The 22371-nt window shown below is 70.8% G+C and carries 13 protein-coding genes and 1 pseudogene; 3 read left to right on the top strand and 11 right to left on the bottom strand.

Annotation, left to right across the window (positions count from 1 at the left end):
- Window positions 1-18: 18 nt before the first annotated feature.
- From ABT352_RS21075 to ABT352_RS21065, 3 genes are read right to left on the bottom strand one after another with little or no spacing between them, the layout of a single operon-like run.
- Window positions 19-1038 carry a thiolase family protein gene (locus ABT352_RS21075; protein WP_350946554.1) on the bottom strand — a complete coding sequence of 340 codons (1020 nt, stop codon included), beginning with the start codon at window positions 1036-1038 and terminating at the stop codon, window positions 19-21.
- Window positions 1039-1950, bottom strand: coding sequence for a Zn-ribbon domain-containing OB-fold protein (locus tag ABT352_RS21070; protein ID WP_350946553.1), 912 nt, complete (start codon window positions 1948-1950; stop codon window positions 1039-1041). It lies immediately after the preceding gene.
- The gene (locus ABT352_RS21065; protein ID WP_350946552.1) at window positions 1940-3490 is read right to left on the bottom strand and encodes an acyl-CoA synthetase; all 1551 of its coding nucleotides are present in this window, start codon (window positions 3488-3490) and stop codon (window positions 1940-1942) included. The genes ABT352_RS21070 and ABT352_RS21065 overlap by 11 nt, the downstream gene beginning before the upstream one ends.
- A 372-nt stretch (window positions 3491-3862) precedes the next feature.
- On the opposite strand from ABT352_RS21065, the gene ABT352_RS21060 reads away from it, so the two are divergent.
- The gene (locus ABT352_RS21060; RefSeq protein ID WP_350946551.1) at window positions 3863-4678 is read left to right on the top strand and encodes a crotonase/enoyl-CoA hydratase family protein; all 816 of its coding nucleotides are present in this window, start codon (window positions 3863-3865) and stop codon (window positions 4676-4678) included.
- Window positions 4679-4855: 177 nt separating this feature from the next.
- A complete protein-coding gene (locus ABT352_RS21055) occupies window positions 4856-6082 on the top strand; it encodes a cysteine desulfurase-like protein (RefSeq protein ID WP_350946550.1) in 1227 nt (408 codons plus the stop codon).
- 148 nt (window positions 6083-6230) lie between these two features.
- Here ABT352_RS21055 and ABT352_RS21050 read toward each other — a convergent pair whose 3' ends face one another.
- The 4 genes from ABT352_RS21050 to pgfA (ABT352_RS21035) form a co-directional block, all read right to left on the bottom strand.
- The gene (locus ABT352_RS21050) at window positions 6231-9497 is read right to left on the bottom strand and encodes a 3-keto-alpha-glucoside-1,2-lyase-like domain-containing protein (RefSeq protein ID WP_350946549.1); all 3267 of its coding nucleotides are present in this window, start codon (window positions 9495-9497) and stop codon (window positions 6231-6233) included.
- A gap of 360 nt (window positions 9498-9857) precedes the next feature.
- Entirely contained in the window at window positions 9858-11678 is a 1821-nt protein-coding gene (locus tag ABT352_RS21045) for a hypothetical protein (RefSeq protein WP_350946548.1), read from the bottom strand.
- Window positions 11679-11738: 60 nt separating this feature from the next.
- Window positions 11739-12854, bottom strand: coding sequence for an NAD(P)H-dependent flavin oxidoreductase (locus tag ABT352_RS21040; RefSeq protein WP_350946547.1), 1116 nt, complete (start codon window positions 12852-12854; stop codon window positions 11739-11741).
- Window positions 12855-13097: 243 nt separating this feature from the next.
- Window positions 13098-14012, bottom strand: coding sequence for a cell envelope lipid trafficking protein PgfA (gene pgfA, locus ABT352_RS21035; RefSeq protein ID WP_350946546.1), 915 nt, complete (start codon window positions 14010-14012; stop codon window positions 13098-13100).
- Window positions 14013-14142: 130 nt separating this feature from the next.
- Here pgfA (ABT352_RS21035) and ABT352_RS21030 point away from each other — a divergent pair, with 130 nt between their 5' ends.
- Window positions 14143-15447 carry an acyltransferase family protein gene (locus tag ABT352_RS21030; protein ID WP_502992881.1) on the top strand — a complete coding sequence of 435 codons (1305 nt, stop codon included), beginning with the start codon at window positions 14143-14145 and terminating at the stop codon, window positions 15445-15447.
- On the opposite strand, the pseudogene pgfA (ABT352_RS21025) reads toward ABT352_RS21030, so the two are convergent.
- From pgfA (ABT352_RS21025) to ABT352_RS21010, 4 genes and pseudogenes are all read right to left on the bottom strand, one after another.
- A pseudogene (pgfA, locus tag ABT352_RS21025) lies at window positions 15440-16282 on the bottom strand (cell envelope lipid trafficking protein PgfA); the annotation flags it as partial. The gene ABT352_RS21030 and the pseudogene pgfA (ABT352_RS21025) sit on opposite strands and share 8 nt — an antisense overlap.
- Window positions 16279-20628 (bottom strand): alpha-(1->3)-arabinofuranosyltransferase domain-containing protein, encoded by a 4350-nt coding sequence (locus ABT352_RS21020; protein WP_350946544.1) that lies wholly within the window; start codon window positions 20626-20628, stop codon window positions 16279-16281. The pseudogene pgfA (ABT352_RS21025) and the gene ABT352_RS21020, both read right to left, overlap by 4 nt.
- Window positions 20629-21900, bottom strand: a complete 1272-nt coding sequence (locus tag ABT352_RS21015; protein WP_502992880.1) for a glycosyltransferase family 4 protein — start codon at window positions 21898-21900, stop codon at window positions 20629-20631.
- A gap of 240 nt (window positions 21901-22140) precedes the next feature.
- Complete coding sequence (locus ABT352_RS21010) at window positions 22141-22272, bottom strand: hypothetical protein (RefSeq protein ID WP_350946543.1); 132 nt, start codon at window positions 22270-22272, stop codon at window positions 22141-22143.
- Between the last annotated feature and the right edge of the window lie 99 nt (window positions 22273-22371).

Genomic DNA, 22371 nt, shown 5'->3' with positions numbered 1-22371 from the left:
GGGGGGTGCCCATCTCTTTCATGCCTCCATCACGGTGACGAGGTTGTGCTGGAGACAGGGTCCGCTCGCGGCGTGCCCGAGGACGCGGCTCGCGGTGCCGTCCATGATCCGGGCGGCCGCCTCGCCGATCCTGATGAGGCCGGTGGCCATGACCGGGTTCGCGGCGAGGGGGCCGCCGCTCGGGTTGACGCGCGTGCCCTCACCGAGTTCCAGCGCCTCGCGCAGGATGAGCTCCTCGTGGCTGAACTGGACGTGCAGCTCGGCCACGTCGACGTCACCCTTGCCCGCCCCCGCCGCGCGTGCGGCGTCGGCGGCGGAGGCCGACCGGGCGAGATCCCTCATGCCCAGGTAGTGCGGCTCGATGCGGTGGGCGATCCCCGTTATCCACGCGGGCCGCTCGCACAGCTCCCTGGCCAGGTCCCCGGCCGCCAGCACCACCGCGGCGGCGCCGTCGGTGATCGGGGCGACGTCGTACGGCCGCAGCGGCGCGACCTCCGCGTCCTCGCCCGAGGGGTCCGGCAGGTCGAGGGCGTAGGGGTTCGCGTGGCCGTCGGCCCGGCTGCGCCGCACGATCTCGTCGAGTTCGGCCCGGTCCGCCCCGGTGGCCGACGCCTGCAGCGCGGCGAAGGAGACCTGGTCCAGCCCGAGGGGAGCCAGGTAGTACGGGTCCAGCTGGAGCGTCATGATCTCCCGAAGGTCCCCCTGGGAGGACTTGCCGAAGCCGTAGACCAGGGCCGAGTCGACGTCGCCGTGCTGGAGCCTGACCCACGCCTCGTACAGCGCCCAGGCGGCGTCCATCTCGACGTGGCTCTCCGAGATCGGCGGCCAGGCGCCGAGCGCGTCGAGCGCGGAGACGAACGAGAACGGCGCGCCCGCCAGGTAGTCGCACGACCCCGAGCAGGTGAAGCCGAACCTGCGCAGCCCGGTCGCGGCCCTCACCTCCTCCAGCGGGGGCAGGATGAGCTCGGCCTCGCTCTGTCCCTCGTCGACGGCGCTGTGCCGGGTCTGCGCGAACGCGACGACCGCTATCTCCCGCATCTACAGCTCCACGTCCGGCTCGCCGGTGGGGGCGAACCACTTGATGTTCGACATGGACATCGTCCGCTCCTCCTGCGGCACCCAGACGGCCCGCACCCGCATGCCCTGGCGCACCTCGTGGGCCGCGATCCCGCCGACCAGGGCGATCATCGGGATGTCGGTGCCGTCGAGCTGGATGTACGCCGAGACGAACGGCACCTCGGGGGCCCGTGGGTCGGGCAGGTTGTTGATGGCGAAGGTGGTGATGGTGCCGGTGTCCGGGACGACCACCTCCTCGGTGATCGAGACCCCGCACTCGGGGCAGGAGAGCCGGTAGGGCACGTAGACCTTGTGGCAGGTGCCGCACCGGCAGCCGATGAGGACGCCCTCTGCGACCCCCTCCAGGAAGCGGCGCAGCGCGAGCCCCGGCGTGACCGTGTACTCGGCGCGGACCTCGGAGACGATCCTGGTGACCTCGGGGACGAAGCTCTCGATGTCGGTGATGTGGCCGGTGCGCTCGGCCCGCCAGCGGGGGCGCACCCGCAGCCCCGGGCGCATCGCCCTGACGTCTCCGGCGTCCACCGCGTGCACCAGCGAGGTGTCGGCGCCGTCCAGCCGGATGAGGGCCCAGGCGAACGGCCGGTCCAGCGGGTGGCCCTTCCTGGGGACGGTCACCCAGGCCCAGCTCTCCACGGTGCCCGCGGGGCCGACCTCGACGAACTCCTCGGTCACCGCGTCGCCGGTCTCGGGGTCGTACTCCAGCGGCGGCACCAGCGTGCGTCCCGCCGCCGTGCGGACCCCGAAGAGCCGCCCGTCGCGCAGTTCGGTGAGGAAGCGCCCGATCACCGGTCCCGTCGTGCGCGTGTATCCGCCGGGGAACTCCAGTACGTGCCGTGCCCGCAGCGGCGCCGGGGGGTCTTCGCTAGATGGCACGTTCGCGTCCCTTCCAGTACGGGTCACGCAGCTTGCGTTTGAGGAGCTTGCCGTTGGGCTCGCGGGGCATCTCCGTGACGAAGTCGACGGATCTCGGCCACTTCATCGTCGACAGGCGGCCCCTCAGCGACTCGACGAGCTCGGCGGCGAGCTCGGGCGAGGGTGCGACGCCGGGCGCGGGCTCGACCACGGCCTTGATCTGCTCGCCCCACTCCTCGTCGGGGATGCCGAACACGGCCACGTCCGCGACCTTGGGGTGGACCATCAGCTCGTTCTCGATCTCGGCGGGGTAGATGTTCGCCCCGCCGGAGATGATCATGTCGGCCTTGCGGTCGCAGAGGAAGAGGAAGCCGTCCTCGTCCAGGTAGCCGATGTCGCCGACGGTGAAGTGGTCGCGCAACCGGTTGGCCTCGGTCTTCGCCGGGTCGCCCTTGTACTCGAAGCTGAGGCCCCGCATCTTCATGTAGACGGTTCCGGGGGTCCCCGCCGGCACGGGCTCCAGGTTCTCGTCCACGATGAGCAGCTCGCTGATCGGCCAGGCGGTGCCGACGGTGCCGGGACGGCTCCTCCAGTCCTGCGGGGTGGCGATGGTGCCGCCGCCCTCGGTGGCCGCGTAGTACTCGTAGACGCAGTCACCCCACCACTCCAGCATCGCCCACTTGACGGGGACCGGGCACGGGGCCGCGGCGTGGATCATCCACCGCAGGGAGGAGAGGTCGTACTTCGACCTCACGTCGGCGGGGAGGGCGAGCAGGCGCTTGAAGTGGGTCGGGACCAGGTGCGAGTTGGTGACGCGGTACCTCGCGCAGAGCCGGAGGGTCTCCTCGGCGTCCCATTTGTCCATGTAGACGAGCGTGTGCCCCATGTGCAGGGCCGTCCCCCCGAACTGGGTGACGGCGGTGTGGTAGTTCGGCGAGGTGACGAGGTGGACGTTCTCCTTGCCGGGGGTGATGCCGAACAGGGTGAGCAGGAACGTCATCAGCTCGGCGGCGTCGTCCGGGTCCATGCCGCTGAGCGGGCGCCGCACCCCCTTGGGCCTGCCGGTGGTGCCGGAGGTGTAGTGCATGGTGGCGCCCGCCGTACGGTCGGCGGGTGCGGTGTCGGGGCGCCCCTCGGTCAGCTCGGAGACGGGCCGCGCGCCCTCCAGGTGCCCGAACGCGAAGACCCGCTCGGGGGCGATGCCCGACTCGGCGGCACCGCGCAGGCCCTCCTCGGCGTACCGCTCGTCGACGAAGAAGGCCCGCGCCTCGCTGTCGGCGACGATGTAGCCGATCTCGGGGCCGGTGAGGTGCCAGTTGATCGGCGTGTAGTACCAGCCGGCCTGCAGGGCGGCGAGATAGAGGACGAGCCCGTCGGAGCCGTTGGGCACCAGGCCGCAGATGCCGTCGCCCGCCTGGAGGCCGAGCTCTCTCAGGCCGTGGACGAGACGGTTGGCACGGGCGAGGAGGTCACCGGCGCGATGTTCCGCGCCGTCCGGGTCGACGGCGGCCACCCAGTCGGGGTCCGCCTGCGCCAGTCTCCAGAAACCGAGCGTACCCATCGGACATCCTTTCGCTGGAAAGGCCCCGGTACACCGAAGTGCATCACGTTCTCTTTATCGCGACAAGCCCTGGCGGAACGGGGTATATAGAACAAGAATCTGTTCTTGTGCGCATGGGCAGACTAACCTCGGGAGGTGCGCCTAGCAAGCGCTTGACCCAGCACAGGCCCCACTCTTTCCGCGTGGGATCGGCCCTCCTCGGAGACGTCCCTCCCGGCGTCGCCGAGACCCCGCTCCCACACCCCGCACGGGAGCGAACGCCCCCTCACCGCGCGGGAGCGAACGGCCCCGGGCGGCCACACCGCGCGGGAGCCGGCACGCGTCCAGAATTTCCCCCACCAGGCACCTGGTTGAACCAACGGAGGTCGTCCCGTGGAACTCCTGCCGATCAGCACACCGCACTGCCGGATCGAGCGTGACGGTCACGTCGTGGTCGTCACCATGGACCGGCCGGAGGCGAGGAACGCGCTCTCCACCGACATGCTGGTCGGCCTGGCCGACGCCTGGGCGTACGTCTCCGAGGAGCCCGAGGTCCGCGTCGCCGTCCTCACCGGCGCGCACGGGACGTTCTGCGCGGGCGCCGACCTGAAGGCGATGGGCACCCCTTCGCAGGACGCCCGGGTCAGGGAGCGCGCCGCGGCCATCCCCGACTTCCACTGGAAGGGCCTGCTCCGCGACTCCGGCGCGCTGCCGACGAAGCCGATCGTCTGCGCGGTCGAGGGGTACGCCGTCGCCGGGGGCACCGAACTGCTCGTCGGCACCGACATGAGGGTGGTCGCCGAGTCCGCCACCCTCGGCCTGTTCGAGGCCCGCCGCGCCCTCTTCCCCATGGGCGGCTCCGCGATCCGCCTGCCCCGCCAGATCCCGTACGCCTTCGCGATGGACATCCTGCTCACCGGCCGCGCCGTCACCGCGCGGGAGGCGCTGACCATGGGCCTGGTCAACCGGGTCGTCCCCGACGGGGAGGCACTCACGACCGCCCTGGAGATCGCCGCCCGGATCGCCGAGTGCGGCCCCCTCGCCGTCCAGGCCATCCTCCGCACCTACCGCGAGACCCTGGGCCTGCCCGAGGCCGAGGCGCTGAAGGTCTCCGACGCCGTCGGCTGGCCGGTCATCGGCTCGGCGGACGCCAAGGAGGGCTCCCGCGCCTTCCGCGAGAAGCGCCCACCCTCCTACCGGGGCGAATGACCCGGGTGCCGTCCACGCTCCAAGCCCTCGTCCACGCGTGGACCAGCGCGCCCCCTGCCCGCCCCAGCCGGCACACCACCTACCCAAATCAACCTGACGAAGTACTCTGGCCACGTTCCGCTCCAATGGGGACGCCTGACAAGAACACCGATGGCCGGCAGCGGTCCTGGAGGTTTTGTGGCATACGACGTGGCGGCTGTACGGGCGCACTTTCCCGCGTTGGACGAGGGAGCGGCGCACTTCGACGGGCCCGGGGGGTCGCAGGTGCCCGAGCCGGTCGCGGAGGCCGTGGCCGGTGCGCTGCGGGCCGCCGTCTCCAACCGGGGGGCCGAGACCGCCGCCGAGCGGCGCGCCGACGGGATCGTGACCGAGGCGCGCCAGGCGATGGCCGACCTGCTCGGCGCCACCCCGGGCGGCGTCGTGTTCGGCCGGAGCATGACCCAGCTCACCTACGACATGGCCCGCGCGCTCGCCAAGGAGTGGAGCCCCGGTGACGAGGTCGTGGTCACCACCCTGGACCACGACGCGAACATCCGGCCCTGGGTGCATGCCGCCGAGGCGCGCGGGGTCACGGTACGCCGGGCCGACTTCGACCCGGAAAGCGGCGAGCTGAGCGTCGACACGATCGCCCACCTGCTCGGCGGGCGCACCCGGCTGGTGGCCGTCACGGCCGCGTCGAACCTGCTGGGCAGCCGTCCGGACATCCCGGCGATCGCCGAACGGGTGCACGCGGCCGGGGCGCTGCTCTACGTCGACGGCGTGCACCTGACGCCGCACAGCCTGGTCGACGTCGGACGGCTGGGCGCCGACTTCTACGCCTGCTCGCCGTACAAGTTTCTCGGCCCGCACCTGGGCGTGCTCGCCGCCGACCCCGGCCTGCTGGAGAGCGTCCACCCCGACAAGCTGCTCCCCGCCACCGACGCGGTGCCCGAACGCTTCGAGCTGGGCACGCTGCCCTACGAGCTGCTCGCCGGCACGACGGCGGCGGTCGACTTCCTCGCCGGGCTCGTACCGGGTGAGGGGACCAGGCGCGAACGCCTGGAAGGCTCGATGGCCGAGCTGGAGGAGCACGAGAGGATCCTGCTCGAACGGCTCGACGCGGGGCTGGCCGAGATCGCCGGAGTGACCTTCTACGGCGCGGCGTCGCGCGCCCGCACCCCCACGACCCTGTTCTCCGTCGACCACGTCAGGTCCGCCGACGCCTACCGCTTCCTGGCCGAACGCGGCGTCAACGCCCCCGCGGGCAGCTTCTACGCGCTGGAGTGCTCCCGCCGCCTGGGCCTCGGCGACACCGGCGCCATCCGGGCCGGAATCGCGCCGTACACCGACGAGTCCGACGTGGACAGGCTCCTCAAGGGCGTCCAGGAGCTGGCCGGGAAGGCGGCACGGCCCGAACCGGCGTGAACGGCACCGCCACGGGCGGGGCCCGGGTCCCGGACGAACGGCTGGGAGGACGGGGGCGTCGCGGTGCGCTCACGGCCCGGCGGGTGGCCTCGCGCACAGGGCAGGCCGCCCCGCGCGGAGAGCGGGACGGCCTGCTGAGCGGATGAGGTCAGGAGACGGGTTCGATCCATATGTTGCGGAAGCGGGGGTTCTCGCCGGCGTCGCCGTGGTCCTGAAGGCGGATCCCGCCCGACGCCGCGCTCTCCGGGATGTGGTCGCCCGTGCCGCCGTCGACGGCCACGTCGTCGTGCACCACCACGCCGTTCCAGACGACCGTGACCCGCGCGTCGTCGACCTTCACTCCCGCGCCGGTGTACCGGGCCGCGCGGAAGGTGATGTCGTAGGTCTGCCACGTTCCCGAGGCGGTGGCCATGTTGCGGTCGGGCGCGCGCTTGTTGTAGATCGCCCCCGCCTCGTTGGCGGCCGGCGTGGTGTCACCGTACGACTCCAGGACCTGGATCTCGTAGCGTTCCTGGAGGAAGACGCCGCTGTTGCCCCGCTGCTGTCCGGTCACGTCCGGCGGGTAGTCCGGCTCGTACCACTCGGCGTGGAGCTTGAAGTCGCCGAACGTCTGCCGGGTACGGATGTCGCCGCCGTAGGACTCCACGGAGCCGTTCGCGATCGGCCAGGTCGCCGCTCCGCCGGCCCGTTTCTCCCACGCCGCCAGACTTGACCCGTCGAACAGCGTGATCCGCTGCGCCTTCGACACGGTGATGTGGTCGAGGTTGACGTTGCCCGTGTCGCCGGAGTCGTACCTGTAGGCGATCGTGTTCGTGCCCCGGTTCAGGTTGAGCGGCTCCGTCTGGACGGCCCAGGCGTCCCAGCCGCCGGTGGCGGCCAGCCGCACCTGCCTGACCTTCTCTCCGTTGACGTACACGCTCAACGACCTGCCGACGTCGGCCGCGTAGCGGAGCCCCACGTTGTGCGTGCCGGTCGAGTCCGACCACACGGAGAACGACGTGCTCGCGCCCTGGTTCCAGTAGCCGTCGACGAAGCCCTTGTAGGTGTAGCCCTGGTGGTTCTGGTTCGCCTTCGCGCCACCGCTCAGCGAGGCGTTCTCGGCCTCGAACACCCGCTGCGCGGCCACGGTGATGGAGTCCAGGTTGACGTGGCCCACGTCACCGCTGTCGAACCTGTAGGTGATGAGGTTGGCGCCCTTCCTCAACGTGAGCGGTTCGACCCGGGTGGCCCACAGGTCCCAGGTCTCCGTGGTGGGCAGCGGCACCTGCCTGACCTTGGTCCCGTTGACGTACACGCTCAGGGACTTGGTGCCGGGCGCGGGGTGCGGGCCGTTGGAGTAGCGCAGGCCGACGTGGTACGTGCCCTCCCTGGCCGCGTGCACGGCGAACTGCGTGGCCGCTCCCACGGCCTGGTAACCGTCGACGAAGCCGCTTCCCGAGTAGCTCAGATGATCGGTGTTCAGCTTCGCGCCGCCGCTGTGCGAGGCGCTCTCCGCCTCGTACACGGTGTCCGTCTCCGGACCGTCGACCATCGAGTTGAGCGTGTACCAGGCCTCGGTGCTCCACAGCGGCTGCCCCGACGCCGAACCGAACGGGCGCGGCGACCGCAGGTGCACCACGCGCCCCGGCTTGAGACCGGCGATCTTCAGCGTGACCTTCTTCCCGCTGGGGTTCAGGGTCGCGGAGGTGACGGTCAGCGGCTCCTCGTCCACCTTGGGGCCACCGTAGGTGGAGGCCGCGGCGTACCGCCACTGGGTGGCCTGGTACCTCGCCGCCAGCGACGCGGCGGTCTCGGCCGACAGCGGCTGGGTGTACTGCAGCTCGAAGCCGCCCTCGATCGCGCGCATCTTCAGGATGTCGAAGGCCTTGTCGTCGCCGGGGGTCAGCTTCTGCAGTCCGTAGGTGAGCTTGCCCGGCTGGCCCCAGTTTCCGCCGGCGCCGAGACCTCCGGCGTAGACGGCGCCGTCGGGTCCCAGGCTGATCCGGTTGACCCCCGCCTCAAGGCCCTGGGTGAAGCGGAAGACCGCGCCCTGGTACTCGCCGTTGACCTTCTCCAGGTAGCCGCGCTGGATCCCGCCGTAGGTGACGTCGCCGAACAGCATCTGACCCGCGTACCTGCCCTGCTTCATGAGCAGTGGCGTGCTGGGGGAATTGGCGATCTCGTTGTGCGGCAGCCAGAGCACGGGCGCGCTCACCACGTTGTCGTCGAACCGGCCGTCGGGGTTGGTGTAGTGGTTGAAGAACCGGTCCTTCTTGACGTGCACCAGTTTCGAGGCGGGCAGCCAGCCGCCCTGGTTGTCCATGACGAACAGGTCGTCGTTCGGGCCCCAGCCGAGCCCGTTGGGCGTGCGCAGGCCGCCGGCGACGTACTCGACCTTGCCGGTGGCCTTGTCGACCTTGATGGTCGTGCCCCTGTCCGGCGCCGGTTGCGGGTCGGTGGTGGCGCCGCCGTAGTTGATGGCGACGGAGAGGTTGATGTAGAAGTGGCCGTCACGGTAGAGCAGCCCGAACGCGAACTCGTGGAAGTTGCCGCCGAACGGCCAGGTCGCCACGGTCCTGAGGTTGTCGGCGACCTCGTCGCCGTCGGTGTCGTTCAGCTCCACCAGCCGGGACTTCTCCGAGACGTAGAGCTTGCCGTCCACGTACTTGATGCCCATGGGCTCCTGGAGCCCACCGGCGATCTTCTTGGTGGTCACCTGCGCGGGTGAGGTCTTGCCCGTGACGTTGCCGAGCAGGTAGACCTCGCCGAGCTTGGTTTCCGAGCCGCCCCACGTGGCGACCGCCAACCGGCCGTCGGGCAGCCAGTCCATCGCGGTCACCTGCGGCCGGAAACCCTCCGGTCGCAGGTCGGTGAGCGTGAAGTCGGGGTGTACCGACTCCAGCGGCAGCCCGTCGCCCGGAGAGTCGGCGCCGCTCTCGCACTCCTTGCGCCCGGGGGCGGTGACCCGCACCACGTCCGCGTCCGTGCTCAGCACCGAGTTCGGCACGAGGGCGAACCCCGAGGATCCGGGTGGTTTCCACTCCAGCTTGAGCTGCTGGCCGTACAGGTGCTCGAAGTGGTCGACGCGCAACGCGTGGTAGCCGGTGGTCAGGGTGATCGTGCCGTCCACGGCGATCGGCCCGTGCCGCCCGTCGTTGGTGATCACGACGGTGTCGTCGATGCGCAGCCGAGAGCCGTCGTCGCTGGTGAGCCGGAACTCGTAGGTGCCCGCGGTGGCGATGGAGATGTTGCCGATCGCCTCGGTGACGAACATGTCGGTCAGGCCGAAGTCGGCGTCGGAGCTCCAGTCGATCGTGGGCATCAGCTTGTCCACGTTGGGTGTCTGACCGGGCTTGAGCGTGCAGAGCTTGGACAGTTCGACCTGGACGTCGTAGGTGCGCAGGGTGACGCCCGGCACCTGTGGCGGCACTGCCACGTGTGCTTGAGCGGGTACGGCGAGCCATGAGAGCGCGGTGAGCAGTAAGACGGATAAAAGGGGGGATTTCCGCATGACCGTTCCATCTCGGTGAGGAGGCCGCTTTCGGCGCGGCGTGGGGGGATGCGGCACCGCCGGTGTGACCGATCGGATGGCGGACGCCGGACCTGATTCGCTGTGACGGGGAGGAGTTAATGCCGCTCTGGCCGTAATCTAAAGCAAGATTTTCCACTTGCCCATACGTTTATGCCGAAAACCAGCAAAAGTCATACCTCTCACGGCAAAAGAAGAGGACGCCGCGCTCCGGCGCGACCGCGCCACCGATCACCCGATCACCGACCGCGCTTCGGAGCCGCCCCTCTAGCCAGGGACCGGGCCGCCGAAGAGGCCGCCGATGACGCAGACCCGGGTGTCGGCGGACAGGACCTCCATCCGCACCGAGGCGCCGGGGGCGGTGAAGGGGATGTGGATCCTGCCGGTTCCCTGTTCGAGGACGATCTCGACCTCCTGCTCCCCCACCTGCACGTAGGCCGCCGTCCTGGCGGTGGAGCGGTAGTCGAGGCCGAGGACGACCATGCCGCCCTTGTGCGCGAGGGGGATCGAGATCGTGCCGCCCAGCTGGGGGAAGCAGCCGCCGGGGGCGGCGACGTAGGGGCCGGTGAGGCGGACCGGGACGAGGCGGCGCCCGGTGGGGTCGAGCACGAGCGGGGCGACGGCGGGCCGGGGGTTGCGCATGAGGGCGGCGAGTTCGGGCGGGGCGAGCGGGCTGAGGGTGAGGTGGCTGAGCCCTTCGTCCCCGTACCCGAAGCCGAACTGGTCGTAGGGCGTCTGCTGGGGATAGATGTCACTGCCCGGCGGGGCGGAGGCGAGCGTGGCCCGCACCGAGGCGAGGTAGGAGCGGATCTCGGCCCGCCCCGGCTCCGTCCCCATCACGTATCTGTGCGCGGAGTAGACGGAGAAGGCGGCGACCGCCATCGCCAGCAACGCGCAGCCGGTCCCGGCGACGCGGGCCGGGATCCGCCAGCGGTACGGGCGCGCCTCGCCCAGCAGCGGGAGCATCGCCAGCCCCAGACAGAGGGCGATCACCGGGGTCACGTCCGCGAGGTAGCGGGCCTCCTCGCCCAGGGCCCGGTCCAGGGATCGTCCGGCCAGGATCGGCACCATGAGGAGGGGCGGATAGAGGCAGAGGATCAGCCAGGCCTTCCACGCTCCCCGCCTGAGGAGCAGGGTGACGGCGACGACCACCCCGATGAGCGCCCAGGCCGCGCCGACCATCGCCTGCGGCGGCACCGCGTAGAACTTGTACCACCAGGGCCCGGGTCCCCCGGCCGCGAGCACCGGAAGGGTGACGCCCAGCATCCGCGCCACGGCCCGGCCGGCCACCTCGGAGGAGGGCGCCCCGATCTCCTGGCCGTGCAGGCGGTCGAGCTGCAGGAGGAACAGGATCGAGTAGGCGCCCGCCATGACCGCGTACGCGCCGAACACCGTCGCCAGGGAGCGCAGGCGCTCACGGACGGGGAAGTACAGGACGGTGACCAGGACGAGCAGCAGGGGGATGGCGAAGACGGCCTTGAGGTGGAAGGAGCCGAGCCCGAACAGGAACCACAGCCCGGTCACGACCGCGTCCACGCCGCGCCCGGAGCGCAGGAACGTCACGTGCGAGGCGACCGCCATCGCGATCGCGATCTGCAGCGGCAGGGCCTGGACCGCCGCCGCCCACCAGTAGAAGGCGGGCAGGGCGAGCGGTGTGAACAGGTAGAGGGACAGCGGCACCAGGATCATCCAGCGGGCACCGAACAGCACGCGCAGCATGCGGTACACGGCGAGCGAGGCGGCGAGCTGGAAGAGCAGCAGCGCCGCCGCGGTCACCGTCCAGTCGTACGCGCCGAGCGAGGTGACGACCGTGTTGGCGATCATCCCGACCGGCATCACGTGCGCGGAGTAGACGCCGAAGAGGTAGTCGAGCCCGAAGGGTTCGGCCGCGGCCCTGCCCACCATGTTGAGGTCGTCGCCGAAGAAGCCGCCCCTGTACAGGATCACGGCCCGCCAGGCGAGCTGGACCACGATGAGGACGAGCGCGGCGCCGAGCACCCGCCGACCCCCGGGAAAGGACCGCGAAGGCCCTGCCGGGGGATCGGTGACATCGTCAGCGACATCATCGGTGACCTGCGGGGACGTCATCACTCTCCAAACTCATCGGCTCTGATGAGTTCTTAGCCCATTCCTTCGGACATGAGCTACCTACTCACCGGTAATGCGACCCAATCGTTCCATTGCCTCGACGTACTGCTCGATCATGCCGAAGACGACGTCCCTGGTGGACCTGACCTGGTTCATCGCGCCGATGATCTGCCCGGCCGGGAAGGTCGCCAGCTCGGTCGCGTCGGAACGGCCGATCCTGCGGAGCGCGTCGGAGATCAGCATGAACTGCAGCGGCATGGGGAGCGTGCCGGGCGACTCCTGGGACTCCCAGGCGTCGGTCCACTCGTTCCTGAGCAGCCGGGCGGGCTTGCCGGTCCACGACCGCGAGCGCACGGTGTCGCGCGAGGTCGCCCCCAGGATGCGGCGCTTGACCACCTCGGAGGTGTCGGCCTCCTCCACGGCGAGCCAGATCGATCCCGTCCACACGCCCTCGGCGCCGAGCGCGAGCCCGGCCGCCATCTGGCGGCCGTCGCCGATGCCGCCCGCGGCCAGTACGGGGACGTCGACGGCGTCCACGACCTGCGGGATGAGGACCATCGTGGAGATCTCCCCGGTGTGCCCGCCCGCCTCGGTGCCCTGGGCGACGACGATGTCCACCCCGACCTCGACCTGCTTGATCGCGTGCCTCGGGGTGGAGGCGAGCGCGGCGACCTTCACCCCCTTGGCGTGCGCCTGGTCGACCACGTCGGCGGGGGGCGGGCCCAGCGCGTTGGCGAGCAGTGCGATCGGGTGCCGCAGGGCCACCTCGACCTGCGGGCGCGCGGTGGCGTCGGTCCAGCCGAGCAGCACCTTGCCCGCGTCCGCGTCGGCCGAGAGCGGTGGCACGCCGTGGGAGGCGAGCAGGCCGTCGACGAAGTCCCGGTGGCCCTGGGGGATCATCCCCTGGAGCCGTCCCACGAGGTCCTCTGGCGAGTCGACGCCGAGGTCGGAGCCCGCGTACGAGGCGGGCATGACCACGTCGACGCCGTACGGTTTGCCGTCGACGTGGTCGTCGATCCACTTGAGCTCCGTCTCGAGCTCCTCGGGGGTGAAGTAGAGGGCGCCGAGCACGCCCATCCCCCCCGCGCGACTGACCTCGGCGACGACGTCACGGCAGTGGCTGAACGCGAAGATCGGAAATTCGATCCCGAGCATGTCGGTAACACGTGTCCGCATGCTGCGACTGTACGACCGCGTCAAACTAACTGCAACGCGTTCTAATAGAGAACCTTTCTTTCGACAGAAAACCTAAGCTACTCGTGAGTAATGAAGCAGGAAAAACGATGGAACATGTTCCAGTGACACGTACGGGGAACGACGGTCCACAAGGTTCGCGGCGAACGGAAAGGGAGGCCGCGGGCGCGTGCCCACGGCCTCCCTCCACACCTTCCCCGCCCGGGGCCCGGCGCCCCCGGTCTCTCACATGTCCCTGCGGCGCCTCACGAGCAGGGCGCCGGTGACGACCAGGGCGAGGCCGATCAGCAGGAGCACCAGCGGGATCATGGTCTTGAGCAGCGTGATGCTGTTCCTGCTGTCGAGCGCGTTCTTGACCAGGTCGTCCACGGTGTTCTGGGTCATCTTCACGTCGGCGGCGAAGGCGAGCGAGCGCTCGACGCCGTCCGAGGTCTTGAGGACGTCGTGGCGCCGCTGTTCCTGCCGCACCGGCGAGCCGGTGGCCGGCTCGATCCAGAAGGTGTTGACGCCGTCGTAGACGCGGTCCGCCTGCACGTCGCCGGGATCGTCCATGCCGAGGATGGAGGCCGGGACGGTGACGGTGTCGATCTTGGTTGGCGGGACGGTCTGCTCGAACCGGTAGACCGAGAGCCCTCCGACCTGCTCCTCACCGACGAAATTGGCGTCGAACGCCTTGCCGGTGATCGCGTTGAACACGCTGTACGTCTTCTTCTCGACGTCGAAGGGCCACTTGTAGATCTGCCCCTGGAGTTGCACGGGGGTCTTGTCGACGTTGACGTTGCAGCAGTTCACGCCCTCGCCCGTGTACTTGTTGAACGCGCTGCGACGCTCGCTGAACGAGATGAGGGGGTTCTTGTTGGTGACGTCGTTGACCGCCGTGGCCTCCTCCCAGACGACCCGGTCGCCTTCGGCCGCGGTAACGTCCCCCCTGGTGGTGACGGTAATGTCAAGGTTGCCCTTCACGACCTTCAGGTCCCCGGGGCTGAAGTACTGGGCGTCGACGGCCTCCAGCTTGCTGATGCCGTACTGGTCGGCGGGAGCGGCGATGAGACCGGTCGCCACCTGGAACCGCACGAGCGGTGCCAGAACGATGAGAAACGCCCCGAGTCCGATGAATATCAAACCGATGACGCGACGCATCGCTCCTCCTGGGGCCGCCCGCTACACATATATCCCGCTCACCCTATAACAAGTTCCATTTCGCGATATGTTAGTGCTGGCAAACATCCACAGTCACCAGGGATGCCGAAAAGTGACCGAAACAGGTTCTATGCCGGTTCACCAGGGGTCCACCGGCAGGGACGTGCGGGATCTTCCCGCGGTCGGCGGGCATCTCGACGCGATGGACGGCGTCCGCGCGGTCGCCTCCTTCGGCGTCCTTCTCTACCACGTGGCGAGCACGACGGGCGCCTCCCTCAGGGAGGGGTTTCTGCCCGCCCTGCTCTCCAGGGGCGACATCGGGGTGCCGATCTTCTTCCTGCTGTCGGGCTTCCTCCTCTACCGGCCCTGGGCCGGCGAGGTCGTGCGAGGTGAGGCGCCCCCCGGCGCCGGCGGTTACCTGTGGAAGCGCGCGCTGCGCATCCTGCCCGCGTACTGGCTCGTGGTCGCCGTCGCGCTGCCGCTGTGGTCGTGGCCGCAGGCGGCCGAACCCGTCAACTGGCTGCCCTTCCTGCTGCTGGTGCAGAACTACGTGCCGGAGCCGTGGTGGGCCGGCGCGAGCCCGCCGGGGCTCGGGCAGATGTGGAGCCTCTCGGTCGAGATGACCTTCTATCTCGCCCTCCCGCTCCTCGCCGTCGCGCTGCGCGCCATCGCGCGGCGCGGCGCGGACCCCGCGGCCAGGGCCAAGCGGCTGCTCGTCGGCATCGGCGCCCTCGCCCTGGTCTCCCCCCTCTGGGCGGTCTTCAGCCACATCCCCGCGCACCGCCCCGAACTCGGGCTCTGGCTCCCCCGGTCGATGCTCTACTTCGCGACGGGCATGGCCCTCGCCGTCGTCTCGTTCTGGGCGCACGCCGAGACCGACCCCGACGCCCCGGTGCGACGGCTCACCAGGGGGGTGCGCGAGTCGTGGGTGACCTGCTGGATCATCGCCGCTTTCGTCTACGCCGTCGCGGCCAGCCCCATCGCGGGAGGCCGCCTCTTCGAGGTCCAGGACCTGTGGACGGACATCTTCGAGATGACCCTCTACACGGTCTTCGTCCTCGCCCTGCTCGCTCCCGTGGCCCTGCAGACCTCCGAACCCTCGCCGCTGCGCTCGCTGCTCGGCAACCGGGTGATGCGCTATCTCGGCCGCATCTCCTACGGCGTCTTCCTGTGGCAGTTCGTGGTGATCGTGGGCTGGTACGAGCTGACCGGGCAGCAGAGCTTCAGCGGCGATCTGCTCACGACGCTGGTGGTGTGCACCGCGTTCACCGTCCTGCTCGCCGACCTCAGCCATCGGCTGATCGAGGCTCCGGCGTTGCGGCTCCGGCGCCGGGAGCGGGGGCGGGGGCGGCGGAGGCGCGACTCTGCAGGCGCAAACCCGCGAACAGCAGCAGCACGCCGAGCACGGCGCACGACAGCGGGATCACCCGATTGACGAGTGTCGCCCAGCGAAGGAACTGCCGCGCCTCCCCCGCGTTCCACCGCTCGTCCCCGGTGCTGGTGCGCATGTCGGCGGCGAGCGCGACCAGCCGTCCCGCACCGTCGTCGGTGCGCAGGGTCTTGACCAGGTTCTCCCTGACCCCGATCACCATCCCGCTCTCCGGTTCCACCCAGAAGGTACGGGTCCCTTCGAGGTAGGCGTTGACGGGGAACGTCTCCCTGCCGCCCAGCCCGAGGACCGTCCCCGGCAGTTCCATCGCCCGCTGGACGAGCCGCTCGTTGACCAGACGCTGCGCGTAGCGGTTGACCCGGACGCCGTACAGGGTCTCGATCCCCTCGAAGCGGGCGGCCACCGGACGCCGGACGAGCGGGTCGTAGACCTGGTAGGCGACCGGCCCGGCTCCGAAGGGCCAGCGGAACACCAGCCCGCGCGGGGCGGGGTTGCCGTTCTCGTCGACGTAGTTCTCGCAGCAGTTGACCGCCTGCCCCGTACGGCGGTCGAACGCGGCCCGCCGCTCGTGGTAGTCGATGCGCCGCCCGTCGCGGGTGGCGAGGGAGACGAACTCCGTCCACACCGCGACGTCCGGCGTGGACCTGACCGTGTCCCCGTATCTGGCCACGGCCGTCTCCAGCGGGACGCCCCGGTGCGTGCGCAGGGTGGCGGTGTCGAAGTAGGAGCCGGACTCGGTGGTCAGCTTGGTGATCCGGTCCTGCTCCGCGGGCAGTACCAGGCCGCTGGGATAGATGTAGAGGCGCACCAGCGCGGCCAGCGTGATCAGGAAGGCACCGGCGACCAGGACGAGCACACCGCGCGGTCTCCGGCCGATCATCGTCGCTCCACGGGTTGGAGGGGATCGTCCTTCTCCCACGCCCGCAGCCAACGGCGGGGCGACCTCGACACGCGCGCCGCGGCGAACAACAGGCCCACGGCGACCAGGGAGAGATACTGTGCCCCCGCCGCCCCCGCCGCCCCGCCGTAGCCGAGCGCGAGACCGGCCCCGCCGAGCGCCGCCACCACGGGGAACGGTGTGAGCAGCACCCGGCCGATCCTGTACAGCGGGCCGCCCGCGCTGTGCTCGGCCCCCGCGATGCCCCGCAGCCACAGGGCGAGTGCCGCCACCAGACCGGCCAGGGCGGCACCGGCCCACCCCTCGGCCACCAGGCCCAGCACGAGGGCCGGCGGCCACAGCCAGGCCGCCCGCAGCACCGCGGGCGGCGACGCGGGAAGCTCGCGGAGCGGGCGGCGGGGGCGGACCAGAGCGAGCGCGACGACCAGCGCGACCAGCACCCATCCCACGACCAGCGACATCCGATACAGGCCGTCGGGGGCGTACGTCATCACCACGGTCCCGCTCCCGGGGGGCAGCAGCCACGCCTGCCGCCACCCGTCCAGCCTCGCCGGTTCCAGCACGCGTCCGTCGAACGACGCCTGCCAGCCTTTGTTGAAGTTCTCGCCGAGCGCCAGGTAGGAGGGCTCCGTCGTGGAGACCCTCACCCGGCGCTCCCCCGCCTCCCAGCTCTCGACGGTCGCGGGCCGCAGGACCACCTCCGGCGCCGCGGCGCCTCCGGCATTCCCGGCTCTCTCCGCACTCCCGGTGCCCCCGGCGTTTCCCGCGTTCCCGGTGCTCTCGGTCCTCTCGGTCCTCTCGGTCCTCCCGGCGCCGCTTCCGTTCGGGCTCTTCGGGCTCCTTCGACTCCCCGCGGCGTCCTCGGCGCCGTTCGCCGCACCGTCGCCGCTCCCCTCGCCCTCCGCGTCGGCGGCGCGCAGGACCATCGAGTCCACCCGGAAGCCCTGGAGCGCGGCGGCGCGCACCCGCAGCGTGCCGTCCCGCGTCTCCACCGCCTCACAGGCCCGGTAGCCGACCGGACGGCCGTTGAGCAGGTCGCCCAGGGTCCCGCTGTGGATCTCGGTGGGCGTCGCGACCCCGTTCACGGTGAGCGTCGGACCGAGCCCGCAGGGCATCCTCACCGGCTGCGTGTCCGGGGTGGGCAGCGGCTCGACCCCTGGGATCGCCACCCCGAGCACCTCCATCCGCCAGGAGCCGAGGGCGGCGAAGGTGAGCTTCACCCGGCTCGCCCTCATCGGCGCGAAGTGGATCCACCCGTCCTTCGAGGCCCAGGCGTACCGGACGCCGTCGTCGGTCGTGACGGTGACCCGGACCGGCGGAGCGCCCAGCCTGGTGTCGGGGAAGTCGACGCGCAGCCGGGACAGGGTCATCTCCCTGCCCAGCTCGAAGGAGAGCGAGGGCTCCAGGTCCTTGTCCCCGGCGTACCAGATGGTCCTGCGGTCGTCGTCGAAGGCCGCGTAGGCGCCGGTGGCCGGGATGTCGCTCGCGGTGGAGGAGGCGGTGACGCGGGGGAAGCTCCCCTCCGGCATCAGCACGGTCTCGGCCACCCGCCGGTCGGTGAGCACGGCCCTGCCCGCCAGCGTCTGCCTTCCCTCGGCGACGGGGACCAACCTGTCGAAGGCGTAACCGTCCTCGCCCACGAAGCGCAGCCTGTCCGCGCAGGTCCAGGCGTAGGAGCCGAGCATGCAGCCGGGGGCGGTGTCCGTCCGGCTGGTCACGACCGTCTGCCCGGGCGAAGCGGGGTCGGCCGAGGATGCGGACGAGGAGACGGGCGGCACCACGAGCGTGCGCTCCGCGCGGACCCCGGGAATGGACAGCTCGGTGATGCCGACCCGGGGGTTGGGGTCACGCAGGACGCCGGTGACCCGGATCCGGATCCGGGACGTCTCGCCCTGCGGAACGTTCAGCCGCTCCCACAGCGAGGTGAGGCCGAGCCGGGTGCGCACCCTGCCGGCGTCGGTCTCGACCATGACCTCGGAGACCGTCACCGTCTCCTCCGAGCGTTCGAAGACCGCCTGGATGAAGGGCACCGAGGTCGGTTTGGCGAGCTGTACCTCCAGCCACTGCTCGGTGGCCGGCTTCCAGCCGGTGGAGCGCCAGCCGGTGCGCAGGTCGAAGTCCACCGCCGCGTACGGCTGCTGCCCGCTGTCGCGGGTTCCCGGGGTCACCCCGAGCCCGGACTGTGAGGAGGAGGCGGTCACCCCCTTGATCCCGATGAAGGCGGCGACGGTGCCGGGATCGGACCAGCCGGGGTCGGTGAGGTCGTAGGCGGGCCCGTACCCCTCATAGGGCTCGTCCGGCGTCATCGTCTCGCCGTACGGCCTGCGCAGGTCGCTCACCACCAGCTCGCGCCGCCGCATGGTGTCGGTGAGCACCGTGTCGGCGGCGGGGATCGCGTCCGCTCCGGGGTCGTCGCCGAGGATCACCGGCCGGTCGTCTTCGAGGACCCCCTCCTCGGCCATGGTGAGCAGTGCCTCGGGACCGCCGGAGACCCGCAGCGGCCGCCGCGCCGCGACCGTGCCGACGACGGGACGCGCCCCGGTGACCTCGTAGATCTCCAGGGACGTGTACGGCTGGTCGAGCCAGCTCGCGCCGGTCTGGGAGTCCTCGAAGCCGACCGTGGGCCCGAAGCCGCGTACCCGGGTCAGGCCGGGAGAGCGGTCCAGCGCCTCGTGCACCCGGGCGGGCCACGCGTCACCGAAGGCGACCCTGTCGAGGTCGTTGCGGATCAGCAGGTAGCGCACTCCCATCCGGCGCAGCGTCCGGGTGAGCCCTTCCGATCCCTGCCCGTTGGCGAAGCGGTCGTCGATCGCCTTGACGAGCCGGTTGGAGCCGGCCGTGCCCCACGGCACGATCGTGTTGCTCACCCAGCGGGCCTTCTTCAGCAGTGGCTGGAACGGCTCGTCGAGCGGACGCCCCCAGGTGTACTCGCCTCGCCGGGCTCCGGGCAGGACCAGCACGGTGCCCTCCTCGGCCCGGTCGTCCAGCCAGGAGGCCGCCTGCCGCCAGTGCTCGGGGACGTCGGCGAAGGCGCCGCTCGGGGCGATGCCCGCGGTGGCGACGGGGACGAGGGTGAGCCCGACCAGCCCGGCCCCCACCACCACAGCGGGGAGGCGGACGGCGGGCCTGCGCGCTCCCACGTAGGAGACGAACGCGGCGAGTCCGAGCACCAGCGGCAGCCGTACGAGCGCGTTGAACTTGTGCAGGTTGCGGAACGGCGCGAGCGGGCCGTCCAGCAGCGCCCTGAGGGGTTCGGCGAGCGGCCCGGCGTGGCCCGCGACGAGGACGGCGACGCCCACGAGCGCGGTCAGGATCAGGAAGGTCCGCTCGGGCGTGCGCGCGAGGGTGAGCCCGGCCAGCCCCAGCCCGGCGACGAGCGCGGTGACCAGCACGAGCCAGGGCACGGTGGCGTGCTCGTAGGCGGCGGGCAGGAAGGGGCGTCCGTCCACCGGCAGGAAGGCGACCCAGCTGTTCATGCCGCGCAGCACGTTGGTGAGCGAGCCCACGACCGTGGTCGTCCACGCGTTCTCGGTGAAGGGCATGAAGGAGAAGACGTAGCGGCCGAGCAGCACCAGCGGGACGAGCCACCAGAACGACACGGCGGCGATCGCGGCGAGCCACCAGGCGATGAGCCGTCGCTTGCGCGGGCCGCGCGCCCGGGTGAGCAGGTAGATCATCGGTACCACGAGCACGGCCAGTTCGGCGGCGGCGTTGATGCCGCCCGCGAACAGGAACACGAGCGCCGACAGGCAGGCGGCCCTGCGCGGGCTCGTCTCCCCCTGCGCGCCCCTGACGAGGAAGAGCAGCACCCAGGGCAGGACGGCGCTGGGGGCGAACTCCACGGAGTTGAAGCCCATGAGCGCCTGCGCGTGCGGGGCGAGCGCGTAGGCGAGACCGGCCAGCACCCCGGCGAGCTGCCCGCCGATCCGCAGCGCCCTGGCCAGCTGGGCGACGCCGACGAAGGCGACGCACAGGATCAGCGTCACCCAGAGCCGCTGCACCACCCACGGGGGCATGCCCGCGTTGATCAGCAGGGTGTAGAAGGGACCCATCGGGAAGATGTAGCCGTACGCCTGGTTCTGCAGGTGTCCCAGGTAGTCCTGGTCCCACATGCTCAGCGCCTGGGAGAGGAAGCCGATCGGGTTGATCGGCATGTCCAGCTTCGTCTCGGCGATGAGCATGCCCGGCGCCATGTGGAAGGCGACGGCGGCGAGGAAGAGGCACCCGGCGAGCAGCCTGAGCCTGCGGCGAAGCCCGGTGTCGGAGGCTCCGAACTCGGAGGGAGGTGCGGAAAGGCGGGTGATCCACGCCTCGGGGATCACCGTCACTTATGGCGGGTCGGTCTCACCCGCGGCGAGACAGAGATCGGATACATGAAGGTGGCGGCCGTTTTTAGATAGTTCTGTGGTGATTAGTCCGGTCATCGTAGCGCCCGTTCTCCCCCAGGTGAATTCGGCCGCCCAGAGCCTGCACGCCTGCTGGATCTCCTCGCGCCTGGCCGGGTCCGACAGTTCCCGCAGCGCGCGGTCCACCACGTCGGCGAGCGCCTCCCCCTCCCCGACCAGCCAGCCCGTGACACCGTCACGCACCGAGTCGCGCAGTCCCGCGACGTCGTAGGCGACGGTCGGGACGCCGAGCGCGGCGGCCTCGATCACGGTCAGCCCCCAGCCCTCGAACTCCGAGGCGGTGACGTTGACCCGCGCCGCCCCCAGGATCGCGTTCTTGGCGGCCTCGGGCAGGAAGCCGTGCAGGTGGACCCGGTCTTCGAGGCCGCGGCGGGCGGCGTGTGCCGCGAGCCGCTCCTGTTCGCAGCCGCGCCCGACGACGTGCACGTGGATGCCCGGCCACGCCCCTTCGAGGTCTCCCGCGAGGTCCACCACCCGTTCGACGCGCTTGTGGCCCACGAGCCTGCCGAGGTAGACCACCGAGGGGTCCCCCGCCACGCCCTCGCCGCTCGCGACCAGGCGCGCCACCGGGCTGCCGTTCGGGATGATCTGGATCGGCGCGAGCCAGCCGAGCCGCTCGCGCAACTCCTTCCTGGAGGACTCGGAGACCGTGACGGTCGCGCGGCGCCGGTAGACCAGCCGGGCGACCGGCCCCTCGATGAAGCAGCCGATACGGGCCAGCCAGCGCGGGAAGAAGGCGTAGAACTGGCGGTCGTGCACGTGGTGCACCAGGGAGATGACGACCGTGCGCCGTCCGGTGACCAGAGGGGCGAAGAAGGGGATGCCGTTCATGCAGTCGATGACGACGTCGAAGCGCCGGCGCCGCAGCAGCATCCAGAGCGGGACCAGCAGATAGACCAGGAACGGGTTGCCCATCCGCCGCAGCGCGATGCCGTCCCGTTCCTCGGCCGAGGACTGCCCCGCCTCCTTGGAGGTGACGAAGGTGACCGACGCCCCCTGCCCCACCAGGTGGCGGCTCACCTGCCAGGCGTACTCCTCGGCGCCCCCCGCCACCGACTGCAGCGGCTCACGGAAGTTCAGGACGGCGACGCGCACCCCGCGCAGCAACGGCCGCTGCCGCGCCGTCGCGGCCACCAGGCCCGCGGGGGACGGGCCCGACGCCCGGCGGGTCGCCCTGGCGCCCTGTCCGGCCACGACCACTCCTATCTCCGAATTCTCCGAGCGCTCCGTGCCCCCGTACGCTCCGCGCTCTCCGGACGAGGTGTCACTTTATGGGGTGAATGTCGCTGTCCGGCGTGCGAGAACGACGGCACCGAGGGTTTTCGCGCATGCGGCGGCCAGGCCCTGTCTCGTCGACGTGATCCGGAGCGGGTCTCCGCCCCCGAGGGCCGGATGCTCAGGTGAGCGCCAGGACCGATCCGCGGCCTTCGCGCGTCACCTGTTGCCGTAGTTGTAGAGCGGCCTGTTGGGCGGCTCGGGGGTCGGTGCCGCGACGTTCACGACGGCCACCGAGGCTCCGACCGCCAGCACTGCCCCTACCGCCAGAGCGGCAATCACTCGCAACACCCGAGTTCTCCCTCCAACGCGCGGTCGTGCGGTCTGCCTGACAGTAGAACCTGATACAGGTACTCAGCTAGTCAATCGCCGAAAGTGTGTGGAAAATGC

The sequence above is a fragment of the Streptosporangium sp. NPDC000563 genome, from assembly GCF_040299985.1.
Lineage (GTDB): Bacteria > Actinomycetota > Actinomycetes > Streptosporangiales > Streptosporangiaceae > Streptosporangium.
The sequence above is the reverse complement of the archived record's forward strand: the minus strand, read 5'-3'. Positions and strand labels throughout refer to the sequence as shown.

Coding starts and splice junctions, on each gene's coding strand:
- ABT352_RS21075 (WP_350946554.1), bottom strand. CDS start 1,038: ATGCGGGAGATAGCGGTCGTCGCGTTCGCGCAGACCCGGCACAGCGCC.
- ABT352_RS21065 (WP_350946552.1), bottom strand. CDS start 3,490: ATGGGTACGCTCGGTTTCTGGAGACTGGCGCAGGCGGACCCCGACTGG.
- ABT352_RS21045 (WP_350946548.1), bottom strand. CDS start 11,678: ATGACGTCCCCGCAGGTCACCGATGATGTCGCTGACGATGTCACCGAT.
- ABT352_RS21040 (WP_350946547.1), bottom strand. CDS start 12,854: ATGCGGACACGTGTTACCGACATGCTCGGGATCGAATTTCCGATCTTC.
- pgfA (WP_350946546.1), bottom strand. CDS start 14,012: ATGCGTCGCGTCATCGGTTTGATATTCATCGGACTCGGGGCGTTTCTC.
- ABT352_RS21030 (WP_502992881.1), top strand. CDS start 14,143: ATGCCGGTTCACCAGGGGTCCACCGGCAGGGACGTGCGGGATCTTCCC.